Origin of the sequence: Dyadobacter sp. 32, from assembly GCF_902506755.1 — a bacterium.
In the GTDB taxonomy this organism is placed as follows: Bacteria; Bacteroidota; Bacteroidia; order Cytophagales; family Spirosomataceae; genus Dyadobacter.
In genome coordinates, this window is the sequence record NZ_LR735258.1 from 6651704 (window position 1) to 6678327 (window position 26624).

At 44.8% G+C, this 26624-nt stretch carries 22 protein-coding genes and 1 other RNA gene; 8 read left to right on the top strand and 15 right to left on the bottom strand.

The features are described 5' to 3' along the window. Positions 1 to 35 precede the first annotated feature (35 nt). The 5 genes from rnpB (at position 36) to trmD (ending at position 4171) form a co-directional block, all read left to right on the top strand. Positions 36 to 451, top strand: an RNA gene (gene rnpB, locus DYADSP32_RS27195) — RNase P RNA component class A. Between the two features lie 50 nt (positions 452 to 501). Continuing rightward, positions 502 to 2013 carry an OmpA family protein gene (locus tag DYADSP32_RS27200; protein WP_149239814.1) on the top strand — a complete coding sequence of 504 codons (1512 nt, stop codon included), beginning with the start codon at positions 502 to 504 and terminating at the stop codon, positions 2011 to 2013. Positions 2014 to 2159: 146 nt separating this feature from the next. Further along, positions 2160 to 2855: a 30S ribosomal protein S16 gene (locus DYADSP32_RS27205; protein ID WP_149239813.1), complete on the top strand. Its 696-nt coding sequence runs from the start codon at positions 2160 to 2162 to the stop codon at positions 2853 to 2855. Positions 2856 to 2940: 85 nt separating this feature from the next. Beyond that, positions 2941 to 3498, top strand: a complete 558-nt coding sequence (gene rimM / locus DYADSP32_RS27210) for a ribosome maturation factor RimM (RefSeq protein ID WP_149239812.1) — start codon at positions 2941 to 2943, stop codon at positions 3496 to 3498. Further along, on the top strand, positions 3488 to 4171 hold the full coding sequence (trmD, locus tag DYADSP32_RS27215; RefSeq protein WP_149244644.1) for a tRNA (guanosine(37)-N1)-methyltransferase TrmD: 684 nt from the start codon (positions 3488 to 3490) through the stop codon (positions 4169 to 4171). The genes rimM and trmD overlap by 11 nt, the downstream gene beginning before the upstream one ends. 140 nt (positions 4172 to 4311) lie before the next feature. Here the strand turns inward: trmD and DYADSP32_RS27220 are convergent, their stop codons facing one another. Further along, positions 4312 to 4755 carry a GNAT family N-acetyltransferase gene (locus DYADSP32_RS27220; protein WP_149239811.1) on the bottom strand — a complete coding sequence of 148 codons (444 nt, stop codon included), beginning with the start codon at positions 4753 to 4755 and terminating at the stop codon, positions 4312 to 4314. Between the two features lie 54 nt (positions 4756 to 4809). Continuing rightward, positions 4810 to 5841 (bottom strand): RluA family pseudouridine synthase, encoded by a 1032-nt coding sequence (locus tag DYADSP32_RS27225; RefSeq protein WP_149239810.1) that lies wholly within the window; start codon positions 5839 to 5841, stop codon positions 4810 to 4812. Positions 5842 to 5895: 54 nt separating this feature from the next. Here DYADSP32_RS27225 and DYADSP32_RS27230 point away from each other — a divergent pair, with 54 nt between their 5' ends. Beyond that, positions 5896 to 6825, top strand: coding sequence for a pyridoxal-phosphate dependent enzyme (locus tag DYADSP32_RS27230; protein WP_149239809.1), 930 nt, complete (start codon positions 5896 to 5898; stop codon positions 6823 to 6825). On the opposite strand, the gene DYADSP32_RS27235 is transcribed toward DYADSP32_RS27230, so the two are convergent. From DYADSP32_RS27235 to rfaD, 3 genes are all read right to left on the bottom strand, one after another. Continuing rightward, entirely contained in the window at positions 6802 to 9075 is a 2274-nt protein-coding gene (locus DYADSP32_RS27235; protein WP_149239808.1) for a cation:proton antiporter, read from the bottom strand. The genes DYADSP32_RS27230 and DYADSP32_RS27235 overlap by 24 nt on opposite strands. Positions 9076 to 9182: 107 nt before the next feature. Continuing rightward, positions 9183 to 10634, bottom strand: a complete 1452-nt coding sequence (sufB, locus tag DYADSP32_RS27240; RefSeq protein ID WP_149239807.1) for a Fe-S cluster assembly protein SufB — start codon at positions 10632 to 10634, stop codon at positions 9183 to 9185. A gap of 200 nt (positions 10635 to 10834) precedes the next feature. Next, a complete protein-coding gene (rfaD, locus tag DYADSP32_RS27245) occupies positions 10835 to 11800 on the bottom strand; it encodes an ADP-glyceromanno-heptose 6-epimerase (protein ID WP_149239806.1) in 966 nt (321 codons plus the stop codon). Positions 11801 to 11990: 190 nt separating this feature from the next. On the opposite strand from rfaD, the gene DYADSP32_RS27250 reads away from it, so the two are divergent. Beyond that, positions 11991 to 12410, top strand: a complete 420-nt coding sequence (locus tag DYADSP32_RS27250) for a 6-carboxytetrahydropterin synthase (RefSeq protein WP_149239805.1) — start codon at positions 11991 to 11993, stop codon at positions 12408 to 12410. A 78-nt stretch (positions 12411 to 12488) separates the two neighbouring features. Next, entirely contained in the window at positions 12489 to 13616 is a 1128-nt protein-coding gene (gene lpxB, locus DYADSP32_RS27255) for a lipid-A-disaccharide synthase (RefSeq protein ID WP_149239804.1), read from the top strand. Here the strand turns inward: lpxB and DYADSP32_RS27260 are convergent. From DYADSP32_RS27260 to DYADSP32_RS27305, 10 genes are all read right to left on the bottom strand, one after another. Beyond that, positions 13613 to 14677: a response regulator gene (locus DYADSP32_RS27260; RefSeq protein WP_149239803.1), complete on the bottom strand. Its 1065-nt coding sequence runs from the start codon at positions 14675 to 14677 to the stop codon at positions 13613 to 13615. The genes lpxB and DYADSP32_RS27260 overlap by 4 nt on opposite strands. A gap of 44 nt (positions 14678 to 14721) precedes the next feature. Further along, complete coding sequence (locus DYADSP32_RS27265; protein WP_414618095.1) at positions 14722 to 15948, bottom strand: ATP-binding protein; 1227 nt, start codon at positions 15946 to 15948, stop codon at positions 14722 to 14724. A gap of 149 nt (positions 15949 to 16097) precedes the next feature. Further along, positions 16098 to 17462, bottom strand: a complete 1365-nt coding sequence (gene hemN / locus DYADSP32_RS27270; protein WP_149239801.1) for an oxygen-independent coproporphyrinogen III oxidase — start codon at positions 17460 to 17462, stop codon at positions 16098 to 16100. Between the two features lie 128 nt (positions 17463 to 17590). Next, positions 17591 to 18298: a sulfite exporter TauE/SafE family protein gene (locus tag DYADSP32_RS27275; RefSeq protein ID WP_414618096.1), complete on the bottom strand. Its 708-nt coding sequence runs from the start codon at positions 18296 to 18298 to the stop codon at positions 17591 to 17593. A 13-nt stretch (positions 18299 to 18311) separates the two neighbouring features. Continuing rightward, positions 18312 to 18764: a FixH family protein gene (locus DYADSP32_RS27280; protein ID WP_149239800.1), complete on the bottom strand. Its 453-nt coding sequence runs from the start codon at positions 18762 to 18764 to the stop codon at positions 18312 to 18314. A 105-nt stretch (positions 18765 to 18869) separates the two neighbouring features. Next, the gene (ccoG, locus tag DYADSP32_RS27285; RefSeq protein WP_149239799.1) at positions 18870 to 20282 is read right to left on the bottom strand and encodes a cytochrome c oxidase accessory protein CcoG; all 1413 of its coding nucleotides are present in this window, start codon (positions 20280 to 20282) and stop codon (positions 18870 to 18872) included. Between the two features lie 204 nt (positions 20283 to 20486). Further along, positions 20487 to 21536, bottom strand: a complete 1050-nt coding sequence (locus tag DYADSP32_RS27290; protein ID WP_149239798.1) for a c-type cytochrome — start codon at positions 21534 to 21536, stop codon at positions 20487 to 20489. Between the two features lie 49 nt (positions 21537 to 21585). Further along, the gene (gene ccoN / locus DYADSP32_RS27295) at positions 21586 to 23736 is read right to left on the bottom strand and encodes a cytochrome-c oxidase, cbb3-type subunit I (RefSeq protein WP_149239797.1); all 2151 of its coding nucleotides are present in this window, start codon (positions 23734 to 23736) and stop codon (positions 21586 to 21588) included. A gap of 54 nt (positions 23737 to 23790) precedes the next feature. Next, on the bottom strand, positions 23791 to 24036 hold the full coding sequence (gene ccoS / locus DYADSP32_RS27300; protein WP_149239796.1) for a cbb3-type cytochrome oxidase assembly protein CcoS: 246 nt from the start codon (positions 24034 to 24036) through the stop codon (positions 23791 to 23793). 123 nt (positions 24037 to 24159) lie between these two features. Next, positions 24160 to 26610: a heavy metal translocating P-type ATPase metal-binding domain-containing protein gene (locus DYADSP32_RS27305; protein WP_149239795.1), complete on the bottom strand. Its 2451-nt coding sequence runs from the start codon at positions 26608 to 26610 to the stop codon at positions 24160 to 24162. Positions 26611 to 26624: the final 14 nt, after the last annotated feature.

Here is a 26624-nt window from a genome sequence, read left to right on the forward strand (position 1 = left end):
AAGGAAAGTATTTCTTAGCTTTGTGATTAGGTAAAAGGAATGGCCGTCCTACCGCTGCGGGTTAAACCGGAGAGGAAAGTCCGGACAGCAAAGGGTACCGTACTTCCTAACGGGAAGGCAGGGGAACAGATCGGCGCAAGCCGGTAAATACTTCTGACAGCAAAGTGCCACAGAAAAATATACCGCCTTGGCATGTTTTTTGATATGCTGGGTAAGGGTGAAAAGGTGGGGTAAGAGCCCACCGCTTTGGAGGTGACTTCAAAGGCAGGGTAAACCTTACGGGCTGAAAGATCAAATAGGTGCTGATTTGTGAGGTTACCCGCCTCCGTTCACGGTGTGGGCATCAGCATGGGTAGATCGTTAGAGGTTTCGGGTGACTGAAATCCTGGATAAATGGTAGGAAACCCGATACGTCGGGAAACAGAATCCGGCTTATAGGCTTTTCCTTTTTCCTTTATAATAATTTTAGTGAATTTTTGAATCACATAACGAGTGTTTCCCATGAAGAAAAAGAATTTTTACATTGCTTTATTTTGTCTGTCTCTTTTTAGCTTAAGCGTCTCGGCTCAAAACAGAACCTACGACGGCCCCAATAAGATGAATACCTGGTCCATTACGGGATACGGGGGGATAACGAAATTTTTTGGTGATATAAAAGAGTACGATTTCAAATTAGGGGAAAAGGAAAAACTAACCGGAGCCTGGGGTATATCTATTAACAAACAGCTTTCTCCCATTTTCGGAATTCAGTTAACTGGATTCAATGGTTCGCTTGCCGGCTCTAAAATGGGCGTGACGGGTGTGGATCCACGTTTTCCGGATGTGATCAACACCTATGATGTTTATTTCAAAAGCCCGTCTTTTGTTCAGGCAACTATTGATGGAACGGTCAATCTGAATAGGTTACTATTCGGACACAATAAGCTTCGTCACTGGAAAATAGACGCCCACGCAGGAGCTGGGATCATGTATTTTCATACCGATCTTTACGATATGAGAACGGATGCACTCTTGCTAAAAACCAACACTGCGGGAAGTTCGAAGACCGCCGGTACCTGGGAAAGAAACGGATCGACTTATACACGAGAATGGGTAGTTCCGGCCGGACTGGCAATTCATTACGAACTTTCTCCACGTTTTGATATAGGCATAGACTTTACTTACAATCACGTAATGACGGAAAAGCTGGATCTTACCGTTGGAGACATGACCAATTATGCTTCTCAGCATGGAATCTGGGGATTTGTAAAAGGGGATTCAAAACAGGACAGATGGGGCTCCGCAATGATTGCTTTGACCTACAAGCTGGGTAAAAATGCGGTGAAATCTAAAAATGGAAAGTATGATGCAGGAAGTGGTCGGTACCACCTTCGTTGGGCTGATCCGAAGTCACTTATTCCTGTTCCCTACAATCCAACCATGAACGATGCCGATTCTATCGCGAAGGCTAACATGCCTAAGGCAGTGGATCCGAGATTATATACGGATTCCGATGGTGACAGCGTGGCTGATTTGTTCGATAAAGAACCAAATACACCTCCGGGAAGTGTAGTGTCGGGTGGAGGAGTAGCGATGGATCTGGATAAAATCATCAGAGACGCCATCAAAAATAACCTGCCAAAAGACGAATGTGAGTCCCTGTTCAGCAATATTGAGTTTGATACAGATAAAGCCATTATTCGCGATGCATCCAAAGAAACATTAAGTAAAGTAGTTGAACTTTTGAACATGCGTACCAACTGCCGTATTGTATTGGTGGGCCACACTGATGCGCGTGCTTCCGATAGCTACAACGTTGCGCTTTCACGCCGTAGGGTTGATGCCGCCAAGAGATTTCTGATCCGCGCCGGGCTTGCTGAACCGAGCCGTATATTGGTTGAATATTTTGGGGAATATCGCCCGATTGCGGAAAATACAACTGTTGAAGGGTTACAATCCAACCGCCGTGTAGAAATCAAAATTTTGCCACAAAACACATTGAGATCGACATATCCTGCTGGATTCAGACCTTAATTTAAAAAATTACAGTGGAGACAGAAAGGGTGCGCGTTTGCACCCTTTTTTTATTTACAGGATGTGAGCACATTGCTCCATTAATTGTTGTACATTTGCACCCTGTTTAATCAAGGGACGAGTTCCCAACCATAACAAATTCAATAATGGCAGTTAAAATCAGGTTAGCGCGTCGGGGACGCAAAAAGAAAGCGATCTATGATATCGTAGTCGCAGATGCCAGAGCACCACGTGATGGTCGCTTCATCGAAAAGCTGGGAAGTTACAACCCAGGTACAAATCCTTCAACTATTGTTTTGGAATCGGATAAGGCAGTGGACTGGTTGCTTAAAGGAGCACAGCCAACAGATACAGCCAAATCTATTCTGCAGCACGAAGGTGTCATGTTGAAAAAACACTTGCAAATAGGTGTTAATAAAGGTGCCATAACTCAAGAAGTTGCGGACGCACGTTTCGAAGAGTGGAAAGGTTCAAAAACTGATCGTAAAACTACTGCTGCTGACTCCTTGTCTCAAAAGCAAGAGGCTGCTAAGAAGGCTAAATTGGATGCTGAACGCAAAGTGAACGATGCACGCGCAGAGGCAATTGCTAAGAAAAATACACCTCCTGCACCGGAAGTTGTAGAAGAGGAAGCGGTTGAAGAAGCCCCAGTGGAAGAAACTGCTGCGGTTGAAGAAGCAGCACCTGTTGTTGAAGCGCCAGCGGTTGAAGAAGCTCCTGTTGCTGAGGAAGCACCTGTTGTTGAGGCTCCGGCCGTTGAAGAGGCACCTGTTGCTGAAGCAACTCCTGAAGCACCTGCTGCTGAAGAAACAGCTGCTGACGAAGAGGCTCCAAAAGCTTAATAAAAGCATTGAGATTTTCATTTATGAGTCTGTCGGTTTTCTGACAGACTCATCTTTGTTTATATGAATTTTTTTAAAATCTAGAATGACACAAGATAGTTGTTACCTGTTGGGTTACATTGTCAGGACACATGGTACGTCCGGCAACGTGGTCATGTTTTTGGATGTAGATTACCCGGAAGATTATGAGGAGCTGGACTCTGTTTATGTAGAAATAAAAGGAGAACTTGTTCCCTATTTTATTTCAAAGTTTAATCTTCAGAAGCAGAGCAACGCCATCGTTACTTTTGAGGATGTTGATACCATCGAAAAGGCTCAGGCGCTCGTTGGTAGCTCACTGTACCTGTCTCTTGATGATTTACAAGAGCTGGGTGAGGAGGAGTTTTATTACCATGAGATCAAAGGGTTTACAGTGGTGGATGCACGGGATGGGGTGTTGGGTATCGTGAAGGAGGTATATGCCTTAAACGGGCAGGACCTGATTGCCATGGAGTATAAAGGCGTGGAAGTGCTGATCCCAACCTCTGAGGAGATTGTGTCAAAAGCCGATAAGGAAAAAAAAGAGTTGTACGTAAACCTCCCGGAAGGCTTGCTGGAAGTGTATCTTGATAATTCCACTAATACACCCGATGATGCGGATTGATATTATCTCCTGTGTTCCCCAGTTACTCGATAGTTTCTTTGCACATTCCATTCTTAAGCGCGCTCAGCAAGCAGGTCATGCGGAAGTTCATATGCATGACATAAGAGACTACTCAGTCAACAAGCACCGGACTATAGATGATTATGCGTTTGGCGGAGGTGCGGGCATGGTGTTGCAAATTGAGCCCATCGCGAGGTGTATTCGCGCTCTGCAATCAGAACGAGCTTATGACGAAATAATTTACCTCACGCCTGATGGAGAGCAAATGAAGCAATCTCTGGTGAATCAGCTTTCCCTTAAAGGTAATCTGATGATGCTTTGTGGGCACTACAAAGGTGTGGACCAGCGCGTGCGTGATATGTTTATTACAAAAGAAATAAGCATTGGAGATTACGTACTTTCTGGTGGGGAGTTAGCTGCTGCCGTACTTGCTGACGCTATCATCCGGCTGGTCCCGGGCGTATTGAATGACGAAACTTCCGCACTTACAGATTCATTCCAGGATAATTTATTGGCACCACCGGTGTATTCCCGACCTGCGGATTTTGAAGGACATAAAATCCCCGAAATACTAATATCCGGACATGAAGCCAAAATCGAAGAATGGCGTTATGAGCAATCCCTGAAAAGGACAAGGGAAAGGCGGCCGGATTTGTTGGATGGCTTTAAATAAATAGCCATGTGTTTCAATATTTTCGCCTAAAACTGAACCTACATCATTGAAGTGGACTTTTGATAGCTGATAGCTGATAGCTGATAGCTGATAGCTGATAGCTGATAGCTGACCGTGCGACGGACCGAACCGACAGCCGATCAAAAATCCATGTTGCAATTAATCCACTCGTTATCAAAATTGGTGCCGTATTTGCGATAAAAACCAACAGCCGACGTATTCCAGTCGAGAACCTGCCACATCATTCCGGTACATCCCGTTTTCTTGGCCGCAGCTACTGTTGCATCGAAGAGAATTTTACCGATGCCATTACCTCTCATATCTTCGGTAACAATGATGTCTTCCATATACAGCCGTTTGCCCTTCCAGGTGGAGTATCTGAAATAATAGAGTGAGATTCCAATGATTTTCGAATCAAACTCGGCGACGAAAAAGTCGTACAGGTGTTCCTGATAATCCCGGGTCATTTTATCTACATTGTTGGTTACCTGATCCAATGCCCTTTCGTAAATGGCCAGTTCTTTTACCAGCTCGAAAATAGCAGGTATATCTTCAACAGTTCCTTGGCGGGTGGAAACGTTCATACGTGTGGAGTTTACATTAAAATGCAGTTTCAATGACAATATACTACTTTTTGTCTATTGGTATTTGACGTAACTGTCCCATTTTTCGATGATTGACTGAAAATTCGGCGGAAGTTCCGTATCAAACTGCATCCATTCACGGGTGGTCGGATGAACAAAACCCAGCGACTTGGCATGGAGTGCCTGGCCTGGCAGGAGGCTGAAGCAATTCTCGACCATGGTTTTATAGCTCCCATTAGAAATACCACGTAAGATTTTGTCGCCGCCATAAGTTGGGTCGTTGAAAATGGGGTGGCCTATGTGTTTCATGTGCGCTCGAATCTGGTGCGTACGGCCCGTCTCCAGATTACATTTCACCAACGACACATAACGGAGTGATCGGATTACTTCGTAATGCGTCACGGCATGTTTGCCTTGCGAACCATCTTCGAAAACATCCATTACTCGCCGGTCTTTGGCACTTCGTCCGACGTTGCCGATAATTGTACCCCTTTCTAATTTCGGTTCACCCCAGATCAGTGTGTGATAGGTACGTTCGATTGAATGGTCAAAAAATTGTTTGGCAAGAAACGACATGGCAAATTCCGTTTTAGCAATAACCAGGAGCCCGGAAGTGTCTTTATCGATCCGATGCACCAGCCCAGGACGTCCTTCACCGTTCCGGCCGGTGGGCAAGCTCTGAAAATGGTACACAAGCGCGTTAATCAGCGTACCCGTCCAATTCCCGAAAGCCGGATGTACTACCATACCGGCGGGCTTGTTGACCAACAACAATACGTCATCTTCATAAATAATATCAAGAGCAATGTTTTCAGGCAGAATCTCGGTATCCCTCGGTGGCTCAGGAAGGGAAAGTGTGATCACATCAAAAGGCTTCACTTTATAGCTGGCCTTGGTGATATTCCCATTAACCTTTACTGCTTCCGCTTCAATTCCGTTTTGTATTTTTGTGCGCGAGGCATTGGCAACGTGCAGATTCAGGTACTTATCGAGGCGTATGGCACCTTGTCCTTTATCAGCGACGATTCGGTAATGTTCAAATAGATCATCTTCGTCTGAAATGATTTCCGGGTCGGTTGGGGACATGGTATATGAATTAAAGCAGGATAGTCAAATGCAACCGACATATTTCGATCGCAAATGACAAAACTACCAAAAAACGTGGATTTACTGATTCCCTCACTACCGACCCCTTTGATTCTGATAGAAAATGAGATCACCAGGTTCGCCGAAGTCAAGCTGTATATAAAGCGTGATGATCTGATTCACGACACCGTTTCGGGAAATAAATGGCGAAAACTGAAGTATAATTTGCTGGATGCAAAGGACAAGGGATTTCAATCATTATTGACATTTGGGGGGGCATATAGTAATCATTTGTATGCCGTGGCAGCTGCCGGAGCAGGAATGGGTTTCGGTACGATTGGAATTGTGAGAGGGGAAGATCATGAAATCAGGGAAACCGCTACAATCCAGTTTTGTAAGGATCGCGGGATGGCGATTCATTACGTGTCCCGGGCAGAATACAAGAAACGAAACGATCAGGATTATATTGAAGAAATCAGTTCTCTGTATGGTAGCCCCTATGTCATTCCCGAAGGTGGAACCACTGCCCTGGCTCTGCCGGGAGTTCAGGAGATGGTAGAGGAAACGAGGCAGCAACTTGGGTTCAGTCCTGATTATTTCTCGGTCGCCGCCGGAACAGGAGGTACCGCCGCGGGTATTCTTTCTGCTGGCGAAAAGGTTCTGGCTTTTGCTGCGCTAAAGGGCGGCTCATTTCTGGAAAATGATATTTTCAAACTTTCTGGAAACATTAAAGAAGACGGGCAATTAAGTCTTTTCACAGATTATCATTTCGGTGGCTACGCCAAATGGAATTATGAATTACTTCACTTTATAAAACATTTTAAGGTAGCCCATCGGATTCAGCTTGAGCAGGTATATACGGCCAAAATGTTATACGGTCTGTACGATCTGCTGATCAGCAAATATTTCCCAGTCGGAACCACCATCGTTGCCGTGCATACAGGCGGCTTACAGGGGCTTTTACCAGATCTTGTCGACGTTTGACTCCCGGTCGGCAGGTGATTTTATCTGGATAAATTCTTTTATCAAATCCCTTTCGCCCGCCACCCACAGCACATCATCGTTTTCTATGATCATCGATGAATCTGGATTGAGAATCCGTTCTCCGTTCCGTTCCAGGCCCACTATCATGCCGTGGGTCTTTTCCCTGATCTGGCTGTTCCTTATACTTTTGCCCCTAATGTTGTACCCGCTTTTTACTTCGATTCGCTCCAGAATGATCAAGTCGTCGTGTGCTATATACAGGTCACCATTCGTGCTTATTTCCACGTGCCCTCTGAATATTTCGAGCTGCTCGTCCGTGCCCACTACCTCTATACGGTCAAATGGATAAAGTACTTCGGTAGGCCGGGGGAGCTGGATGGTTTTACTTCCGCGCTCTATAAGCACAACATTGATACCAAAAGTTTCTCTAATCGCCAGTTCCTGCAATGACTTCCCGATTAAAGAGGAGTCTGGACTTACTTCCAGAAAGGCGAAATGAGCGTCCCAGGGCAGTAGAATTCTTTTGGATTTGCCACTTCCTTCGAGCTGTCGGGCATTCAGATTCTGTAAAAAGCGGTCTTCAATACGGTTATAAAAAATCTGAAGGCGTCGAAAAAATGTGGCAAAAGCCAGCACCATGATACAACCCGCAATGCTCAACGCGGTAGGCGTGTCGAAGAAAGAATTCAGCAGAAAGATCATGAGTACCAATGCAACCAGTACACGTGATAATTCCAGCATGAGTAGTGGCCCGCGGCTGTATTTCCTGCTAAGCCAAATGGCAGAATAGGCTTTTTTATTGGATCGCTTGAATACCAGAGCCCAGAGGAATGGAGAAATAGCCAAAAAAGTAATGCCAAAGTGCACGGACTGCGTAAGATAGGTTTCTGGTATCCATTTATGCAGCTGATCCCCAAGTTGCCGGGATGACAACAGGACAATGCCTATGACCACAACAGAATTGAGAATGACAGTTTGTGCATAAGATTGCAGGATTTCTTTCCACTGGGTCGTTTTGGCGATAGGGCCAGAGCTGGTACTGTATCTATTAAGGTAAAGCTTCCAGGAAGATGGGAATTTCCGGTCTAGCCATTCATAAAATGGCTCGGAAGCCTTCATCATATAAGGCGTGGTGAAGGTGGTAATTACCGACACCCCCACTGCGATTGGATATAGAAAATCACTCGTTACTTTAAGTGATAAGCCCAAATTGGCAATAATGAAAGAAAATTCACCAATCTGTGAAAGGCTCATCCCCGCCTGCAAAGATTTGCGCAGCGGCTGGCCGGATATTACCGCCCCCATTGTAACGTAGGTAGTTTTCCCGAAAATAACGACCAATACCAGTATGGCTGTGGGAACAGCGTACTCCAACAGAAGTTCCGGATTGATGAGCATCCCCACAGAAATAAAGAAAACAGCGCCAAAAAGGTCTTTTAGTGGTTTTAACAAATGTTCGATTTTCTCGGCATGGGTGGTCTCTGCCAGAATGGATCCCATGATAAACGCTCCAAGCGCAGCGGAAAATCCGGCCTGGGTTACCAGAAATACCATTCCAAAGCAAAGTGCAACTGAGGTAATCAGTACACTTTCGTCGTTCATCAGCTTGCGATATTTACGTAGCAGGGTAGGGAAAATGAAGATTCCGCCCATGAACCAGATGGTGAGGAAGAAAAATAGCTTCAGTATGGAGCCAAATAGTTCTAATCCCGCAAACTGCTGACTGATGGATAGCGTTGACAGTAATACCATTAAAAGTACGGCGGTGAGGTCTTCGATAACCAGAATGCCAAATACAACCCGGGTAAATTGTTGCGTTTTGAGGCCGAGCTCTTCAAACGCCCTGAAAATGATGGTAGTTGACGAGATAGCGATAATACCTCCCAAAAATAAACTATCGGTTTTACTCCACCCAAGGAGCTGTCCGGCTGCGAAGCCGGTTATGAGCATGAATCCAACCTCAAACAGTCCGGTGATAGCAGCTGTACTTCCTACTTTAACAAGTTTTTTAAAACTAAACTCCAAACCAAGGTTGAACAAAAGAAATATCACACCGATCTCTGCCCAGACCTCAATGGTCTTGATGTCCGTTATGGTTGGGAATATTGAAAAATTAGGTCCCACAATAAGTCCGGCAAGTATATATCCGAGAACGATGGGTTGCTTTAATTTTTTAAATATGAGGGTAATAATACCCGCCATGGTGAGTATGAGCGAGAGGTCAATGATTAGTTGTGGAACGTGGGTCATAAGGGGTTAAAGATTGGACAAACTTCGGGAAAGCAATAAAATACAAAAAGCCTTTGACGAATCAAAGGCTTTTGATTTATAACCCGGAAAATGATAGCGGTATCTATTTACCCTACACTTCCTTCGAGGCTGATTTCCAGTAACTTTTGCGCTTCAACGGCAAACTCCATTGGAAGTTGATTCAAAACTTCTTTGGCATACCCATTGACGATGAGCGCCACGGCCTGTTCTGTTGGGATTCCCCTCTGATTACAATAAAAAAGGATGTCCTCGCCAATTTTGGAAGTCGTAGCTTCATGTTCTACCGTGGCGGAAGGGTTACTCACTTCGATGTAAGGAAACGTATGTGCTCCGCATTTATCACCAAGCAAGAGGGAATCACATTGAGAAAAATTCCGGGCTTTTTCAGCCCTTTTGAATACCTGTACTAATCCGCGATACGAATTTTGACTTTTTCCTGCGGAGATTCCTTTTGAGACAATCCGGCTTTTTGTATTCTTGCCAATGTGAACCATTTTGGTGCCTGTATCAGCTTGCTGCATGTTGTTCGTAACAGCTACAGAATAGAATTCACCAATCGAATTGTCACCTTTCAAAATCACCGAAGGATATTTCCAGGTGATCGCAGAACCTGTTTCGACCTGTGTCCAGGAAATCTTGGACCCGGCACCATCACAAAGACCGCGTTTGGTAACAAAATTGTAGATCCCACCTTTACCATCCTTGTCGCCGGGATACCAGTTTTGAACGGTGGAATACTTCACGTTTGCGTTTTCGTGGGCGAATATTTCTACAACGGCTGCATGAAGCTGATTTTCATCACGCATCGGTGCCGTGCATCCTTCCAGATAACTCACATGGCTATCTGCATCGCCAATGATCAGCGTGCGTTCAAACTGACCCGTTCCGGAGGCGTTAATACGGAAATAAGTCGACAGCTCCATCGGGCAACGAACGCCTTTCGGGATGTAAACAAAAGATCCATCGGAAAATACCGCAGAGTTTAATGCCGAATAAAAGTTGTCCTTCGGCGGAACCACAGATCCCAGATATTTTTTCACCAGATCAGGATGCTCACGAATAGCTTCGCTGATGGAACAGAAAATAATTCCTTTTTCTCTGAGAGACTCTTTGAAGGTGGTAAAAACCGACTCTGAATCCATTACCGCATCCACAGCAATAGGTACCCCTGAAAGCCTTTTTTGTTCGGTCAGGGATATACCTAAACGCTGAAATGTATCCCGCAGCTCCGGATCTATATCATCCAGGCTTTCAACGACTTTTTTCTTTTTGGGTGCAGAATAATATTTAATTCCCTGAAAATCAATTTTAGGGTAATGAACATTTGGCCATTTGGGTTCAGACATTTGAAGCCACATTCTAAAGGCCTTCAACCGCCATTCCAACATCCATTCAGGCTCGTTTTTTTTGGCAGATATAAACCGGATGGTACTCTCATCAAGACCCATTGGCGCTTCATCAGCCTCTATATCCGTTACAAAACCATATTTATATTCCGAACTGGTGATCTCCTCCAACAATTCCTGTTCTTTGCTCATAGTCTTTTAATTATCACGCTTTGTCCTGTAAAAGCCTAACACGCAGAAACAGGATAGAGTTTATTGAGAACCCCAAAAATACAGAAAATTGTGCATAAACTTATGACGGAGGTCATAAGTTTATAAAGTAAACCGCCAAAGGAAAGCGGTTGAGAGCCCGTTGATCCTTTGGCGGCGTGAATAGGAGAAAACCCGAAACCTTAAAGGTATGCGTGGGAAGAAAGGTAGTTTTTTACATAATCTTCCACACCCTCTTCAAGCGTATGAAATGGCTTCGAATAGCCTACGGAGCGTAGTTTGCTCATGTTTGCTTCTGTAAAGTACTGGTATTTATCACGGATATCTGCGGGTGTGTCCACATAAGAAATGTCCGGCGTGATTCCCATAGAAATAAATGTATTTGTAACCAGATCCTTGAAGGTTCTGGCTTGTCCGCTCCCCAGGTTATAGATCCCCGAGTTTTTACGATGGTGCATGAAAAATATACACACATCAATCAGGTCTTTCACATAGATGAAATCACGCATCTGCTCTCCATCCTTGTAATCAGGATTGTGTGAGCGGAACAGCTTCATTTTTTCTGTTGCTTTGATCTGGTTGTAAGCGTGGAAAATTACCGAGGCCATGCGGCTCTTGTGGTATTCGTTGGGCCCGTATACGTTGAAGAATTTGAGTCCTACCCAGAAAAATGGCTTTTCTTCCTGTTCCAATGCCCAGATATCGAAATCATTTTTGGAGTCTCCGTATGGATTTAGGGGTTTAAGCTGGGGAATCAAAGCCTCGTTGTCGTCATAACCCAGTTCGCCAAGGCCGTAAGTGGCTGCGGATGAGGCGTAAACCAGCGGTATTTGGTAAGCAATGCACTTTCTCCATATTTCTTTGGAGAAATTAACATTGAGCTCGTCAAAGATTTCTTTATCAAATTCAGTGGTATCTGTACGGGCACCAATGTGAAAAATGAACTCAATGTCTCTGGGGTTTGCATCAATCCATGCAAATAATTCACTCCGTTCTACACGCTCCTGAATGGTTTTTCCTTCAAGATTTTCGGCCTTTTCAATTTTAGAGAAATCGTCAACGGCAATGATGTTGCTGAAGCCATCCTGGTTGAGTCTGCTGATCAGACCGCTACCAATAAATCCGGCTGCACCTGTTACTATAATCATAATCGATTATTTGTTTAATGAGGTTAAACTGTAAAAAGAATGCCAGATAAGAGAAAAAGTTATTAACGTTCTACTCATCTTTTTTGGGGCATAAATAGGATTTTCTATAGTTATATACTGGAAAACAAGCAAAACTACCATTACAAAATGTAATTTTGTATTCTATTATTATTAAGTGGTAAGAAGTTTTATGATTTACGTAACCAGAAAAGAACATTTCAACGCGGCGCACCGGCTTTTCAATCCTGCTTGGTCAGAGGAGAAAAATCAGGAGGTATTTGGCCCGTGTGCCAACAACAACTGGCATGGTCACAATTTTGAGTTAATCGTTACCGTGAAAGGTATTCCTGATCCGGACACTGGTTTTGTAATTGATTTGAAAGTTTTGGGTGATTTGATTAAGAGCAAGGTTGTTGACAAAGTGGATCATAAAAATCTGAATATCGACGTTGATTTTATGCAGGGTAAAATGGCCTCGTGTGAGATTTTTGTCGCAGAGATCTGGAAAATACTACAACCTGCGATCGCTGCTGTCGCTCCAAATTCGAAGCTACATTATATCAAACTCATCGAAACACCTAAGAATTTTGTAGAATATTACGGAGAGTAGGCTTGTCCATCATCTCAATCTTGTTTTCATTAAACTTCACGCAGCCAACAGCGGAGCACTGGTGGCATATAGCCAGAAATGAAATACTACCTTATCGCCGGCGAGCGCTCCGGAGACTTGCACGGAGCCAATTTACTTAAAGGAATTAAGGAGAACGATCCTGATGCGGAGTTTCGTGGCTGGGGAGGCGATATGATGCAGTCAGAAGGCATGGATCTGGTCACCCATTACAGGGATACTGCTTTTATGGGTTTTCTGGAAGTGGCACTTAACCTGCATAAAATAGCGGGTTTTCTCAAAAAGTGCAAAAAGGATATACTTGATTATCAGCCGGATGTCATCATTTTGATTGATTATCCGGGATTCAATCTACGGATTGCTTCGTTTGCCAAGGCGAATGGCTTCAAAGTATTTTACTACATCTCGCCAAAAGTGTGGGCCTGGAACCAGAAACGTGCCTGGAAAATTAAAGCGAACGTGGACAAGATGGTCGTGATCTTTTCATTCGAAGTCGATTTTTACAACAAATACGGCTATCAGGTTGATTATGTTGGCAATCCTTTGATGGATGCGATTGAAGCCTTTAAGCCAGATCCTGATTTCAAAAATAACAATAATCTTGATCCTTCGAAGCCGATCATTGCCTTGCTTCCCGGAAGTCGTAGTCAGGAAATTGTCGGCATGCTTGATCTGATGCTCACGGTACGCCCGCATTTTCCCCAATATCAGTTTGTGATTGCCGGTGTGAAAAACCTGCCGGCCAGTCTGTATGAGAAATATCTCGTGGCGCAGCAGGCGGCAATCGTTTTCGAATGCACCTACGATCTATTGCACGTGGCCGAGGCGGCGTTGGTCACATCGGGTACCGCAACGCTGGAAACTGCGTTACTGAATGTGCCGGAGGTTGTTTGTTACAAAACCAGTGCTTTTTCTTATGCCGTAGCCAAGCGACTCATAAGGGTGCCCTTCATTTCTCTGGTCAATCTCATTATGGATAGGGAAGTGGTGCGGGAATTGATACAGGATGAGTTGAATGAAAAGCAACTGGTAAAGGAGCTTGGGGCGCTGTTGGTCGGTGGCGAAAAGCGAAATGAACAATTGCAAAGCTATGCTCAGCTTCGGGAAAATGTAGGTGGCGCTGGTGCCTCTGAACGTGCCGGAAGGCTTATGGTGGGGTATCTGTCAAAAAACAAAGGCAATGTCTAGTTTCTCATCCGGGCTAATTTATCGTATTCGAGAACGGTGATCATACTTCCTTTCATATCGACCAGTTTCTCGTCTTTAAAATCCGACAGCGTCCGGATTACGGTTTCGGTGGCTGTCCCTACCATGGAAGCAATGTCTTCACGGGTTATGGACATGGAAAAGGGTTTCGATTTATCATCCTGGTAACGCTGTACCAGCATAACCAAAGCCTGAGCCACTCTTTTTCTGACAGAATTATAGGCCAGTTGCAAAAGTCTTTCCTCCCTGTCTTTTATTTCGTTGGAAAGCATTTTGATAAATTTTGAAGCGACTTCGCGATTACCTTGGAGTAATTTAAAAAAATCTTCTTTTGGTATCATGGATACCTCCGATTTTTCCAGGGATATGGTTGTTTCCTGATAGGGCTCTCCCTGAAGCAGGTCAAGATAGCCGAAAAAATCACCTTCTTTGTACAGATCAGTGATGTATTCCTTTCCGTTATCGTTTGACTTAAAAGCTTTTATCTTCCCGGACTGTAAAAAAAACACACTTGATGGATAGCTTCCTTCTGTGTAAAGGGTTTCTTTTTTTCGTAAAGTTTTAGTCTTCTTATCTTCTGCCAGCTTAGCTATCAGGTCGAATGATCTTGCCTCCTGAATAAACTGGTCAAGACCTTCGGCTGTCCGGTCAAATTGTTGTTTTAGTCTTTCACTTTTCTTGAGCCGCATCTCTACGGCGTTCAGTAACTCTACGTCGTCATAAGGTTTGGTTAAATAATCATCCGCTCCCATGGTCATTCCTTTGCGATAATCGTCCTTTTCTACCTTGGCGGTGAGAAATACAAAGGGAATATTGGCGGTGTCATCACTTTTTCCGAGCAGGTGCAGTACACCGTATCCATCCAGCTCAGGCATCATGATGTCGCAGATAATCAAATCGGGATTTTCCTGGTGTGCCAGCTGTACCCCAATTTTTCCGTTTGGAGCGGTGATTACGGTGTAGTCTGCCAGTTCCAGGATTTCCGCCGTATTTTCCCGCATTTCCGTATTGTCTTCAATCAGTAGTATTGTTTTTGTTTCCAAGGTAATTTTTTCGTTGAAGGTTGAATTGTGGTTTATGGGGATAATCAGGATGGATTTTCTGGTAAATGGTTTGGCAGATTTACATAAAAAGTGGTTCCTTTTCCTACCTCACTTGAAAAAGAAATGTCTCCTTTCATCAGGTTCACGTAGTCCTGAACGATGTTTAAGCCCAGGCCGGTTCCCTGAGCCGTGCCCGCATTGTGTGCCCGGAAAAATCGTTCAAAGATATGGCTATGGTCGTTTTCGGGAATACCAATTCCTTGATCTTTAATCTGGATGTTTATGTTTTTCGGATCACTGGCAATCTTCACGGTTATAAGGGTTCCACTTTCGGAATATTTGATAGCGTTGGAAACAAGATTGAAGATCACGTTCCGGAGTAGTTGCTTATCTATCCAGGTGTCGCAATCTCCTTCATACAAGAATGCAATTCGCTGATTTTCTTTACACAGACTTTTAATTTCTTCTATCAAGCCTTGTGTGAATTCCTTCAGCTCTGTATGCACCGGAATGCTGTGGACACGGCCTTCTTCAAGTTTGCCAATGGATAAGAAGTCATTCAATATCTCGGTGAGATTCGTTACCGCTGACTTGATACGTTGTACGTGCTTTTGTCGTTTTTCTTCTTCCTCGGTTTTGGCATACCTGCCTATCAACGAAGCGGACGATAAAATGGTGGCGAGGGGAGTTCGGAATTCATGAGAGGCAATGGTTACAAACTGACTTTTCATATTATTCAACTCCCTTTCCTTTTTCAAAGCTCGCATCACTTCGTCCTGAGATTGTTCAATTTTTTCAATCGCCATTGCCAGTTCCTGTGTCCTTTTTTTGACCCTTTCTTCCAATTCGGCATTCAGTTTCTGAATTTCCTTATTTGCCTCCTTGATGGTATTTTCATTTTTTTTTCGCTCTGTAATATCAATCACGAAGCTCACCACAAATTCCCCTTCACTGGTGGTAAAAGGGCTGAGACTTACTTCTACCGGAAACTCACTGCCATCTTTTCTTGCCGCAAACAAATCCAGCGACCCACCCATACCCCTTGCCTTGGGGCCCTCGAAGTAAGCATCACGGTCTTGCACATGAGTCCTGCTCAATCGCCTGGGAATGAGTGTCTCAATTTTCTGATTGACCAGTTCCTTGTCATGGTATCCAAAGAGTTCAAGTGCTTTGGGATTTAACATAACAATCACTCCTTCCTTATTAACAACCACGATTCCTTCCGTAGCGTGCTTGAAAAGGGCGTCTAGCATTTCAATATGCCGTGTCATTACCGTATGTTTTAGGCCTAATGTAGTAAACATACTAAGTTACAGGACATAGTTGACGCGAACAAACATAGATCAATAGGCTAGACTTAAATATTAGAGGTTCCCTTTAAAGTCAGCACTTTAGGTTTTATAATATTTCCGGAATGTTACTAGACGGTCTGGCTAAAAATGGTGGCTTCGGGAAGTTCAGCCCATAGCCTGGCATCAAATGCCATACAAACGTTCCTTACAAAAGATTTGCCTTTGTCCGTGACTTTCAGATGATAGGGCTGTATCTCAACCAATTCGTCAAACTCCATTTCCGACAACCTTTGTATAGCTTTGTATACAGCATCGGAAGCCTGATCCTTATGATGCCAGGTAGTCTCGAATCCGGTCATGATATTGAGAATGTGGCGACGTAAAATCTCATCCTCGCTTGTTAATTCATGACCTTTGAGGATCGGAAGTGCACCTTTATTAACTTTTTCGTAATATTTTTCAATGTTCTTTTCGTTCTGGATGTATCCGTTCCAGCTGTCGCTGATCGATGACGCACCAAGCCCGATCAACAACTGGGTATGTGTATCGGTATATCCCATAAAATTCCGATGCAGCCTTCCTTCCTTTTGAGCAATGCAAAGTTCATCCGATTCCAGAGCAAAATGATCCATACCGATGTCGGTGTATCCGGCCAGTTCGAGTGCGTTTCGCCCGGTCTCGTAGATCGCCATTTTTTTGTCCGGATCGGGAAGGTCTTCCTCGGTGTACTTTCTCTGGCCTGGCTTTACCCATGGAATATGTGCATAACTATAAAAGGCAATGCGGTCGGGACGGAGTTTCACCACGCGCATGATGGTTTCCATCATAAAGCAGGCTTTTTGCTTGGGCAGGCCATAAACGATGTCGTAGTTTACAGATGTGAAGCCGATTTCACGTGCCTTATGCGTTAAATGACTCACCTGCTCATAGGTTTGATGCCGGTTGATGATCGCCAGAACCATCGGGTTGAAATCCTGTACACCGATGCTGATCCGGCGAAAGCCCACTTCATACAGAGCCATCAGATGCTCGTCTGTGGTATTGCCCGGGTGTGCCTCAAAGCTGAACTGTGCCCTGGGATGTACTTCTGCATTCCTGAGGAGCCCGCTGATAAGATTTTGTAAATTTTCTGGTTTGAAAAATGTAGGTGTGCCGCCTCCCAGATGAATCTCCCTGATAATTGGTTTTTGGTCTCCGAAGATTTTTAGATACAGAGCCCATTCTGCCAGAAGCGCATTGATATAGATTTCTTCAACCGAGTGGTTAATGGTTATACGGGTATTGCAGCCGCAATAAGTACATAAACTTTCACAAAATGGAAGATGTATGTACAGGCTTATACCCTCTGTATGATTGGAAACAGTGTATGCATTCCGAACCAGATCTTTCCATGTTTCCTCTGCTGGAGGTGTTTTTTGCCAATAGGGAACGGTTGGATAACTGGTGTATCGGGGGCCTGGTGTATTGTATTTGAATAACAAATCCTTATCCATGTCAACTGCGTTTTATTAACATTTGGTTCATCAAAACTAGGGATACAGGGAACTTTAAAACATGACCCTCGTCAGGAATAAAACTTACTTTGATTGGCAGTTTAAGATGGATTCTTGGGAGACATGTTTCACTTGCCGTGGCAAATTGTGATTTCAGTGTTATTCCCTGTAACGTTTGACGGATATTGTATCATGATTCCTCGTATCACCAGCAGAGCGCCTGTTAATCCAATAACGATTGGAGTCAGCCGGTGCATCTGGGACCGCAGGGCGGGCGTGATCAGCTGTCTGAAAAAACCTACGGCGAGCATTGCCGGAAGTGTGCCGATACCAAAAGCAAGCATATATATGGCCCCTCCTGTCATCGACCCGGTTGCCAAAGAGCTCATTAGTGCAAGATAAATCATACCGCATGGAAGTAATCCGTTGAGCATGCCTAACAGAACGAAACTTGCCGGATTTCGACTTCTTAATACGGTGGACATCTTCTTTTTTACAGCCTGAATCATATGCTGCCAAAACCGTGGGACATGTAAATAGGCTTCCAGTTTTTTTGGCCACAGAACATATATTAACATGATAGCCCCGGACAAAATGGATAAGTAACGAAAGTACCCTACCCAAACCAAAGCGGAACCCGCAGCCCCGAGAACCAATCCGAGGCTGGCGTAGGTGAGCGTACGTCCTCCATTGTACGCCACAAGCCCCACGAGTTGCTGAAATTTATCTTTTTTGTGTGTGGGCAACGCCAATGCTATGGGGCCACACATGCCTATACAATGGAAGCTACTCATAAGTCCCATGGTAAGTGCAAGTAAAGGAAGGGCCTCACTCATCGGTGATTATGGATCAATGATTGATTACGACAACGCCTTCATTCCAAAAGGTCTCCTGGCCATTTTTCCAATCAATTTGTAGTTGGTATCGACCTACCGGGATTTGTGACAGGGGAAAAATTTGAACTCCGTCGGAAGCATTGACCTTAAAAATCCGATCATTTTTGTCATTGGACGGGCAGTAGAAACGAATCGTGCCCGCCAGTTGTGATGAGGTCATAGCTGACGGATAATTAATCAAGAGCGCATCGTCGGACACTTCCCAGCTCAATTGTTCGGGTAGCGATTGAGCGCGCTTTACCTTATCAATCTTATCCTGAAATTTAAGTTCTTCGGTGTAGTACTGCGTTGTAACGAGGTCGATTTTTTGACGGGTACTCATGATGACCAGCACGAGGATCATGGCTACGAATCCCATATAGGTAATCGCAATACCGGCTCCCCAGTTTAATTTTAGTGTTTTCATATTTTTTTGCTTATCGCTTTTGCCTGTTAGCAAATGGCTTTTTTCTGTCATGGTCGGAGTTTTCACCAACAGGGCAATCGGGTGTTGACTTCGGTTACAAATTCTTTACTCTTCGGGTGCCATGAAGGTGGTCTCGAAATCTTCCAGTTTGTTTGATCCCTGGTATACGGATAACCTTATTTTGGTTTTTCGGGCTTTTAATTCGCTTTTGGGTACGATGATGAACAAAGTGCCTTCGGCCATTCCCGCTCCCTGCAGCGTAAGGTCAGGTTTTCCGGCGAACAGCAACTTTCCTTTATGAGATTCCAGCAGAATGCGGGGTTGTACCAGGTGGTTTGTTTTATTGAAAATTTTGAAAGTATAAAGATTGCTGATCGTACCATCCTGGTTTTCAATATACTGGCTGCCGGGTGCTCTCAAAAGCAGGGTTTCGGTATCGGTTCGTGATATGATCATAAAACCAAGTGCTGACCATAACAGAGCCAACACAATGGCATAGCCGATTACCCGGGTTGTGATCAGTTTTTTTGTTGAGTTTACGATAGCATTTTCCGAAGTATAGCGGATCAACCCGGGCTCAAAACCAACTTTATCCATAATGGAATCACAAGCATCAATACAAGCCGTACAGTTGACGCACTCCATTTGTGTGCCGTTTCGAATATCAATTCCTGTGGGGCACACCGCAACGCATTGGTGGCAATTGATGCAATCTCCGTCGTCTCTGGTCTGACCTTTGTGCAGCTTACCTCTTGGTTCGCCACGTTCGTAATCATAGGCCACCACGATCGAATTCCGATCCAAAAGCACTCCCTGAAGGCGGCCATAAGGGCAAACCACCGTGCAAGCCTGATCACGAAGCCATGCAAAATTGATATAAAATATGGCTGTAAAAGCAACGAGGCCCAAGAATAGCGGCATGTGAGCATCAAGTGGCTCACGTATAATTACCGAGAGCTCATCCACCCCAATGATGTATGATAAAAGCAGGTTGGCTATCAAAAAGGAAACCAACAGGAACAACAGGTATTTTGATCCTTTTTTGATGATTTTATCTGTATTCCAGGGTGCTTTATTTAAGGCGATCTGCTGGGGCCGGTCACCTTCAATAGCATATTCGATTTTACGGAACACCATTTCCATAAAAACGGTTTGCGGGCAGGCCCAACCACACCACAACCGCCCAAATACAGTGGTAAACAATACAATAAAGACCATGAAGGAAAGCATGGTAAGGCCAAAGAGCCAATAATCCTGAGGGCCGATGAATAATCCGAAAATGATGAATTTTCGTTCCAGCACGTTAAACAGCAACAATGGTTGCCCGTTGTATTTGACAAACGGAGTTACAAAAAGAAGTGTAAGTATAACCACCGTAAACCATACCCGACGGTTGTGCCAGATGCCTTTCGGTTTCTGTGGATAAAACCAGTTCCGTTTCCCATCTTCGCTTACCCCGCTGAAATGATCGCGGAAAGAATCGTCATGATCGGATGTATGGATATTTGCTTGTGACATCAGTATTGTTGTTAAATCGGGTCGTTATCTGCAGTCGGATTTTCTGTTACACATTGAATTGGGAACCGATTACGATGTGAAGCGTGGTTGAATGGATGGCCTCCACGCGACACTAGGGTAGGGGTTCTGAATGGCTGTTGCATTTGCCTGATTAACCATTTAACCGCACTACGGGCTACAATAAAACAATTTGACCCATTATGATCATCTGGCCGCAACCGTGCTATCCTTCAAAGTTCCTTTCGCGTCTTCTTCAAATAGCTCACCTTGTGGTTCTTTGGGGCTGGCAGGCTTGGTTCCTTTCAGTGATATCACATAACTGGCCACTTTTTGTATATCAGTAGGGGAAAGCTGTTTTTCCCAGGAGATCATACCTTTTTCGGGTACGCCATATTTGATGACCTTGAAGATACTATTTATTGATCCACCGTGAAGCCAATATCCGTCGGTCAAATTTGGCCCTACCGAGCCCCCGCCGTCAGCTGCATGACAAGCGGCACATTTTTCCTGAAAAATAGTTTTCCCCTGTGTGATGTCGGCATCTGCTTTTAGCATGGTAACGGTGTTTTCGTCCATACTGGCACCGACTTTCTCCATGTATGCCTTTTTCTCAACTTCGGCATAGGCGATTTCCTTATCAAGTTCGGCGAGTTGTAAGTCGCCCATGCCACTGAAATAGTAGGCTGAATAGAAGATTGCAATGATTACCGTTCCTACAAACAGGGATTGAAGCCAGGGCGGCATGCGGTTGTCAAGCTCCTGGATTCCATCATAATCATGGCCGTCAATCAGGATTTTTTTCTCATCACTGAGGGCAACTCCTAGACCGCGGAAATTTTGCCACCAGTGTTTACTAAATAGTCCTGTGGGTTCCTTGGTGCCTTCCGGATCGTTAAGTTTTTTGAAAAGGGCCAGGGCGTCGAACAGAAGGATCAGCACCAGAACCGTAACGAATAACAGGATCACCAGAATGACAATCAGTATCAGATCCCATCCTGAGATGGTTCGGAGCGGAACTTCTTCCGCCTGTGCCGAGGCGGAAAAAGTTGCTAAAACAATCAGCAGTCCGGAGAGTAAGGTTTTTTTGACGATGCCGTCGCTCAGTGGAATATTGCTCATACGCTCAACGGATTTTCTATCCAGCTTAAACACGTAGAGTAGCAGGGAGACAAAAAATACAAAGAATATAATGAGTGAGATCAGTGGGAAAATGCCTATTCCGGCAATGGTCTCAAGGTATGTTCGAAATTTCATGATAATGGAAATGAAGGATAGAATGAAAGATTAGCAAGTGGTCCGGTCTTCATTTGGTCGTTTTAATGTCCGTTCCCAAACGTTGCAGGTAAGCAATGAGGGCAATGATTTCTTTGTTTTCATTGGCCTTAATTCCACTCTGTTTTAATCTGGCCTGGATTTCCTTGGCCTGCTTGTGCAGCTCCACGTTGGCAATCTGATCATAACCTTCCTCATAGGGTACGCCCAATGTCTGCATGGCGCGTATTTTGGCGGCGGTGGTGCTTGTATCCAGATCGTCTTCCAAAAGCCAGCCATATCTTGGCATGATGGATCCCGGCGACATGCTTGTTGGGTCTTCCATGTGGTTGTAATGCCAGGAATCTGGATATTTTCCGCCGAGTCTATGGATATCCGGCCCGGTGCGTTTCGATCCCCACTGGTGCGGGAAGTCGTAGACAAATTCTCCCGATTTGGAGTATTCACCATATCTTTCGATCTCGGAGCGGAAAGGTCGTATCATTTGGGTATGACAGGTATAGCACCCTTCCCGGACGTACAGGTCGCGACCTTGTAATTCAAGCGGCGAGTATGGTTTTACACTTTCTATCGTAGGAATGTTAGACTTGATCATAAAGGTTGGGATCATTTCGATCATCCCACCAATAGCCACGGCAATGAGTGAGAAAATAACAAGCGCCAAAGGTCTGCGTTCCAGCAGTCTGCGGTGCCAGTGCTCGCTTTTTGGCGCGTTCCAGATGGCATTCAAAGGCATGGCTTTGGCTGTTTCTGCTCCAATGAATTCCCCTTTTAAGGCAGTCATCCAGAGGTTATAAATCATAGTAATAAAACCAATGATGTATAAGGTACCACCTAAACTGCGCAGAAAGTATAGCGGTGCAAGCTGTGTAACGGTTTCTAGAAAATTAGGGTACTTCAGCAAGCCTTCCTGAGTGAATTCCTTCCACATGGAACTTTGCACCCAGCCTGCCCAATACATCGGTATAGTATAGAATAGAATACCCAGCGTACCTATCCAGAAGTGAAACCCGGCCAATTTTGTGGAGAACAGGGGACGGTTATATAGACGAGGAAAAAGCCAGTATAGCATACCAAACGTAAGGAATCCATTCCATCCCAGTGCACCTACGTGCACGTGTGCCACGATCCAGTCGGTATAATGCGCAATGGCATTTACATTTTTGAATGACAACATGGGTCCTTCAAAAGTAGCCATACCGTAGGCGGTGATCGCTACTACGAAGAATTTTAATACTACGTCTTCCCTTACCTTATCCCAGGCGCCGCGCAAAGTTAGCAGACCGTTCATCATACCTCCCCAGGAAGGTGCTATGAGCATTACTGAAAATACGGTACCGAGTGTCTGAGCCCATTCGGGCAGGGAGGTATAAAGTAAATGGTGAGGACCGGCCCAGATATACAGGAAGATCAGCGCCCAGAAGTGAACAATGGAAAGGCGGTAGGAATAAATAGGGCGATTGGCTGCTTTAGGAAGGAAGTAATACATCAATCCTAAATAAGGTGTTGTAAGGAAAAATGCCACCGCATTGTGCCCGTACCACCATTGCACCAGGGCGTCCTGCACCCCTGCATAGATTGAATAGCTTTTGAAAAATGAGATCGGCAGCGCCAGGCTGTTGACCACATGTAGCAATGCAACGGTCACAAATGAAGCAACATAAAACCATACTGCAGCGTAAACGTGCTCCACGCGGCGGTTGATCATCGTCATGATGATGTTGATCAGTGCCGAAACCCATACCACGGCAATGGCGATGTCTATAGGCCATTCAAGTTCAGCGTATTCTTTGGAAGTCGTAAATCCCATGGGCAGTGAAATAGCCGCCGCCAGGATGATAAACTGCCAGGCCCAGAAGTGGAAGCGACTAAGTGTCGTACTCCAGATGGGAGTTCGCAGAACCCTCGGTACTGAATAATAAAGACCAGTGAAGAATCCATTTCCTACAAAAGCAAAAATAACGGCATTGGTATGTAATGGCCGGATTCTACTGAATGTTAAGTAGGGCAAGTCCATGTTCAGGTCGGGAAAAACGAGCTGGAACGCGGCAAGGAGCCCAACGAGCATTCCAATAAGTCCGAATAGAATGGTGGCAATAGCGAAGTTTCGAACGATTGCGTTGTCATATTGAAACTCGTCCAGTTGTACAGACCCAATTCCTGGATGGGGAACGTTTGACATGTTAGTGTAAATTTTGGTGAATAAAAGATGGGAGTGGTAAGGTAATGGCAGTATCTATGGTAGTTTTGTTTTTGGCTTCCGAGTCTTTGATGCAAAGCTTGTGGCGAGGACCTTTCCGGATGCCAGTGCAGGAATCTGTTCTGTGAGGGTGTCACCGGGCTTTACGTCATCCATGAGTATGCGCACGGATGGGGTGTAGTCGTCGTCGTAGTGTCCTTTTCGTACCGACCAGATAAATGCCCCCAGAAACACAAATGCGATAGCCATACTGACTCCGATCATTATATAAAATGCGCTCATGGATTCAAGTGGTTGAAATTAAATTACTTGTGGTTGTTTATTACTGTCTGTTTTCTGGCTCAAAACTACCCACCAGTGAGTCAGGTACCGATGATTTTAAACCATGTTTATTACTGATAATGATCAGTTTTTAAGTAATCTGGAGGCTGTTGCGTTTGTGGCAAGTGTGGTAAAAGCTACAATGGTAATCGAGCTTAACGGCATCAGAATTGCAGCAATGACGGGAGATAAGCTTCCTGTAACCGCAAATGCCAGACCACCTAGGTTGTATAGCAGTGAAATAGCAAAGCTGAGTTTAATTATTTTCTGTCCCGATTTGGCCAGTTGGATAAATGCAGGCAGCTTTACAAGTTTTGATCCTTCTATAATGGCATCCGAGGCGGGTGAAAAATTGTTTATATTGTCCGATACAGCCACCCCAACGTCGCTTTGTCGCAATGCTCCGGCGTCGTTCAATCCATCTCCAGCCATGAGTACATTGCGTCCTTGCTGGCGCTGGAGCGTTTCAATGAAACGAAGTTTCTGTTCTGGTTTTTGCTCAAAAAGAAGATGCGAAGTCTGGCCAAAAATACTGGATAGGAAGGGTTGGTCTGTGGGTTTATCACCAGAAAGGAGGTAGGTCTGGAATTCCTCTTTTTGTAACCGCTCTACCGTGTATGCAAGATCGGCTCTGTACTTGCTTTTTATTTCAAAATAACCTCTAACTAAGCCGTCTATGGAAAAAAATACACTCGATCCTGCTTCCGGATTTGGACGAGTGGCATCCGTCTCCATCCAATGGGCAGAGCCTAGTTTGATCTCCCTTTTGCCCCAAATAGCGCGCATACCCGCTCCGCTTACTTCGGAATAATTCGTTAAGGCTCTTTTGCTGGGTATGACGTTACTGAGACTTTTGACAAGCATCCTGCTCAGTGGATGAGATGATTGTGCAGCGAGCGTTTTCACCATGATCTGTTCATCTTCCGATAATTCCGGGCCGATAAAACTAATGTCGGCGTCGCCTGACCGGGTGATTGTTCCGGTCTTATCAAATACGATGGTGTCAATCTTTGCCAGTCGCTCTATGGTATGGGCATTTTTCGGATAAAAATGGTTTTTGCCGAAGAGTGCCACCAGATTCCCGTTGGTAAATGTGGATGACAGTAGCAAAGCACATGGACACGCTACCAGCAGACAGGTGGTGAACGAAAGAAACGCCGTTTCGGGCTCATTTTTAACAAAAAACCAGAAAAGAAATGTCGTCAGGGCAATGATTAGCACGGTCACGGAGAAGTAGCGGTTGATACGTGCAGCCAGGGTTTGCTGTTGATCCTCTTTGTCCTTTGTGAAGGTGTCGTTATTCCAAAGTTGTGTGAGGTAACTTTGTGAAACCTTACGCAACACTTCCAGTTCAATGGAAGTGCCGGTCTGTTTGCCACCCGCGTAGATGATGTCGCCTTTCCTGCGTTCTACGGGTTCAGCCTCGCCCGAAACGAAGCTGTAATCGATCATGGCTTGTGGGCTTAATAATGTGGCGTCCGTGGGAATAAGCTCCTCGTTCCGGATGAGCATCCTTTCGCCTTCATTAAGCTCGGTAATCTGTTTTTGAGTTTCGGTTGAACCTGTTATTACAGAAACGGCAACCGGGAAATAAGATTTGTAGTCCCGGTCAAATGAAATTCCTGCGTAGGTTTTATCCTGAAAATATCGGCCTACTAAAAGGAAAAAAACAGCACCCGTGAAAGAATCGAAATAACCGGGGCCTGTGTGTGCTACAATCTGGTAAAGACTGATTGAAAATACTGAAAGCATTGCCAGTGCCAGAGGTGCATCAATGTTGAGGTATCGACCTTTCAATGCGGTCCATGCTGATTTGAAGAAATCAGACGCACAATAGAATAATACCGGAAGGCTTAATCCAAGGTTGAGCAAATCAAATACAAGCCGTAACTGCGGGTCGGGTGTATCTTGCCCCAAACTGAAATACTCCGGAAAACTCAGCATCATGATATTGCCGAAACAAAAACCGGCAATTCCGATCTTGTAAAGTCTTGTACGGTTCCATTTACCAATCTGTTTGCCCTGGACGTCATTGAGGCTAATATACGGCTCATAGCCAATCCGGGTCATGAGCTCGGCCACCTGGCTGAGCTTAATGAGGGTGGAGTCGAAGGTGATCCGCACTTTTTTCTCCGGAAAATTCACCACGGAGCTCCGGATGGCTGGGTTCAGGCGGTAAAGTTGTTCCAATAGCCAGATGCACGAACTGCAGTGCATTTTAGGTACCAGTAGGTTCACTTGGGACAGCCGGCCGTCAGTGAATTCCAGTATTTTCTGAGCTACATCAGGCAAATCCAGATAGTCGTATTTGCCCTTAAAAAAGGATTCGTCCGGAGATACGCCCTGTGGCCCATCAATCTGGTAATAAGTGCAAAGGTCATTCTCTTTTAGCAGGTCGTATACGGCACTGCACCCATCACAACAAAAACTATGGGCATCTAAAGTTATAATTTCATCCTTACAATCCTCGCCGCAATGATAACAAACCGTGGTTTTGTCCTTTATTTCTCCCTTTGAAATTTCCGTTACGTTCATGATTTTAACCAGCT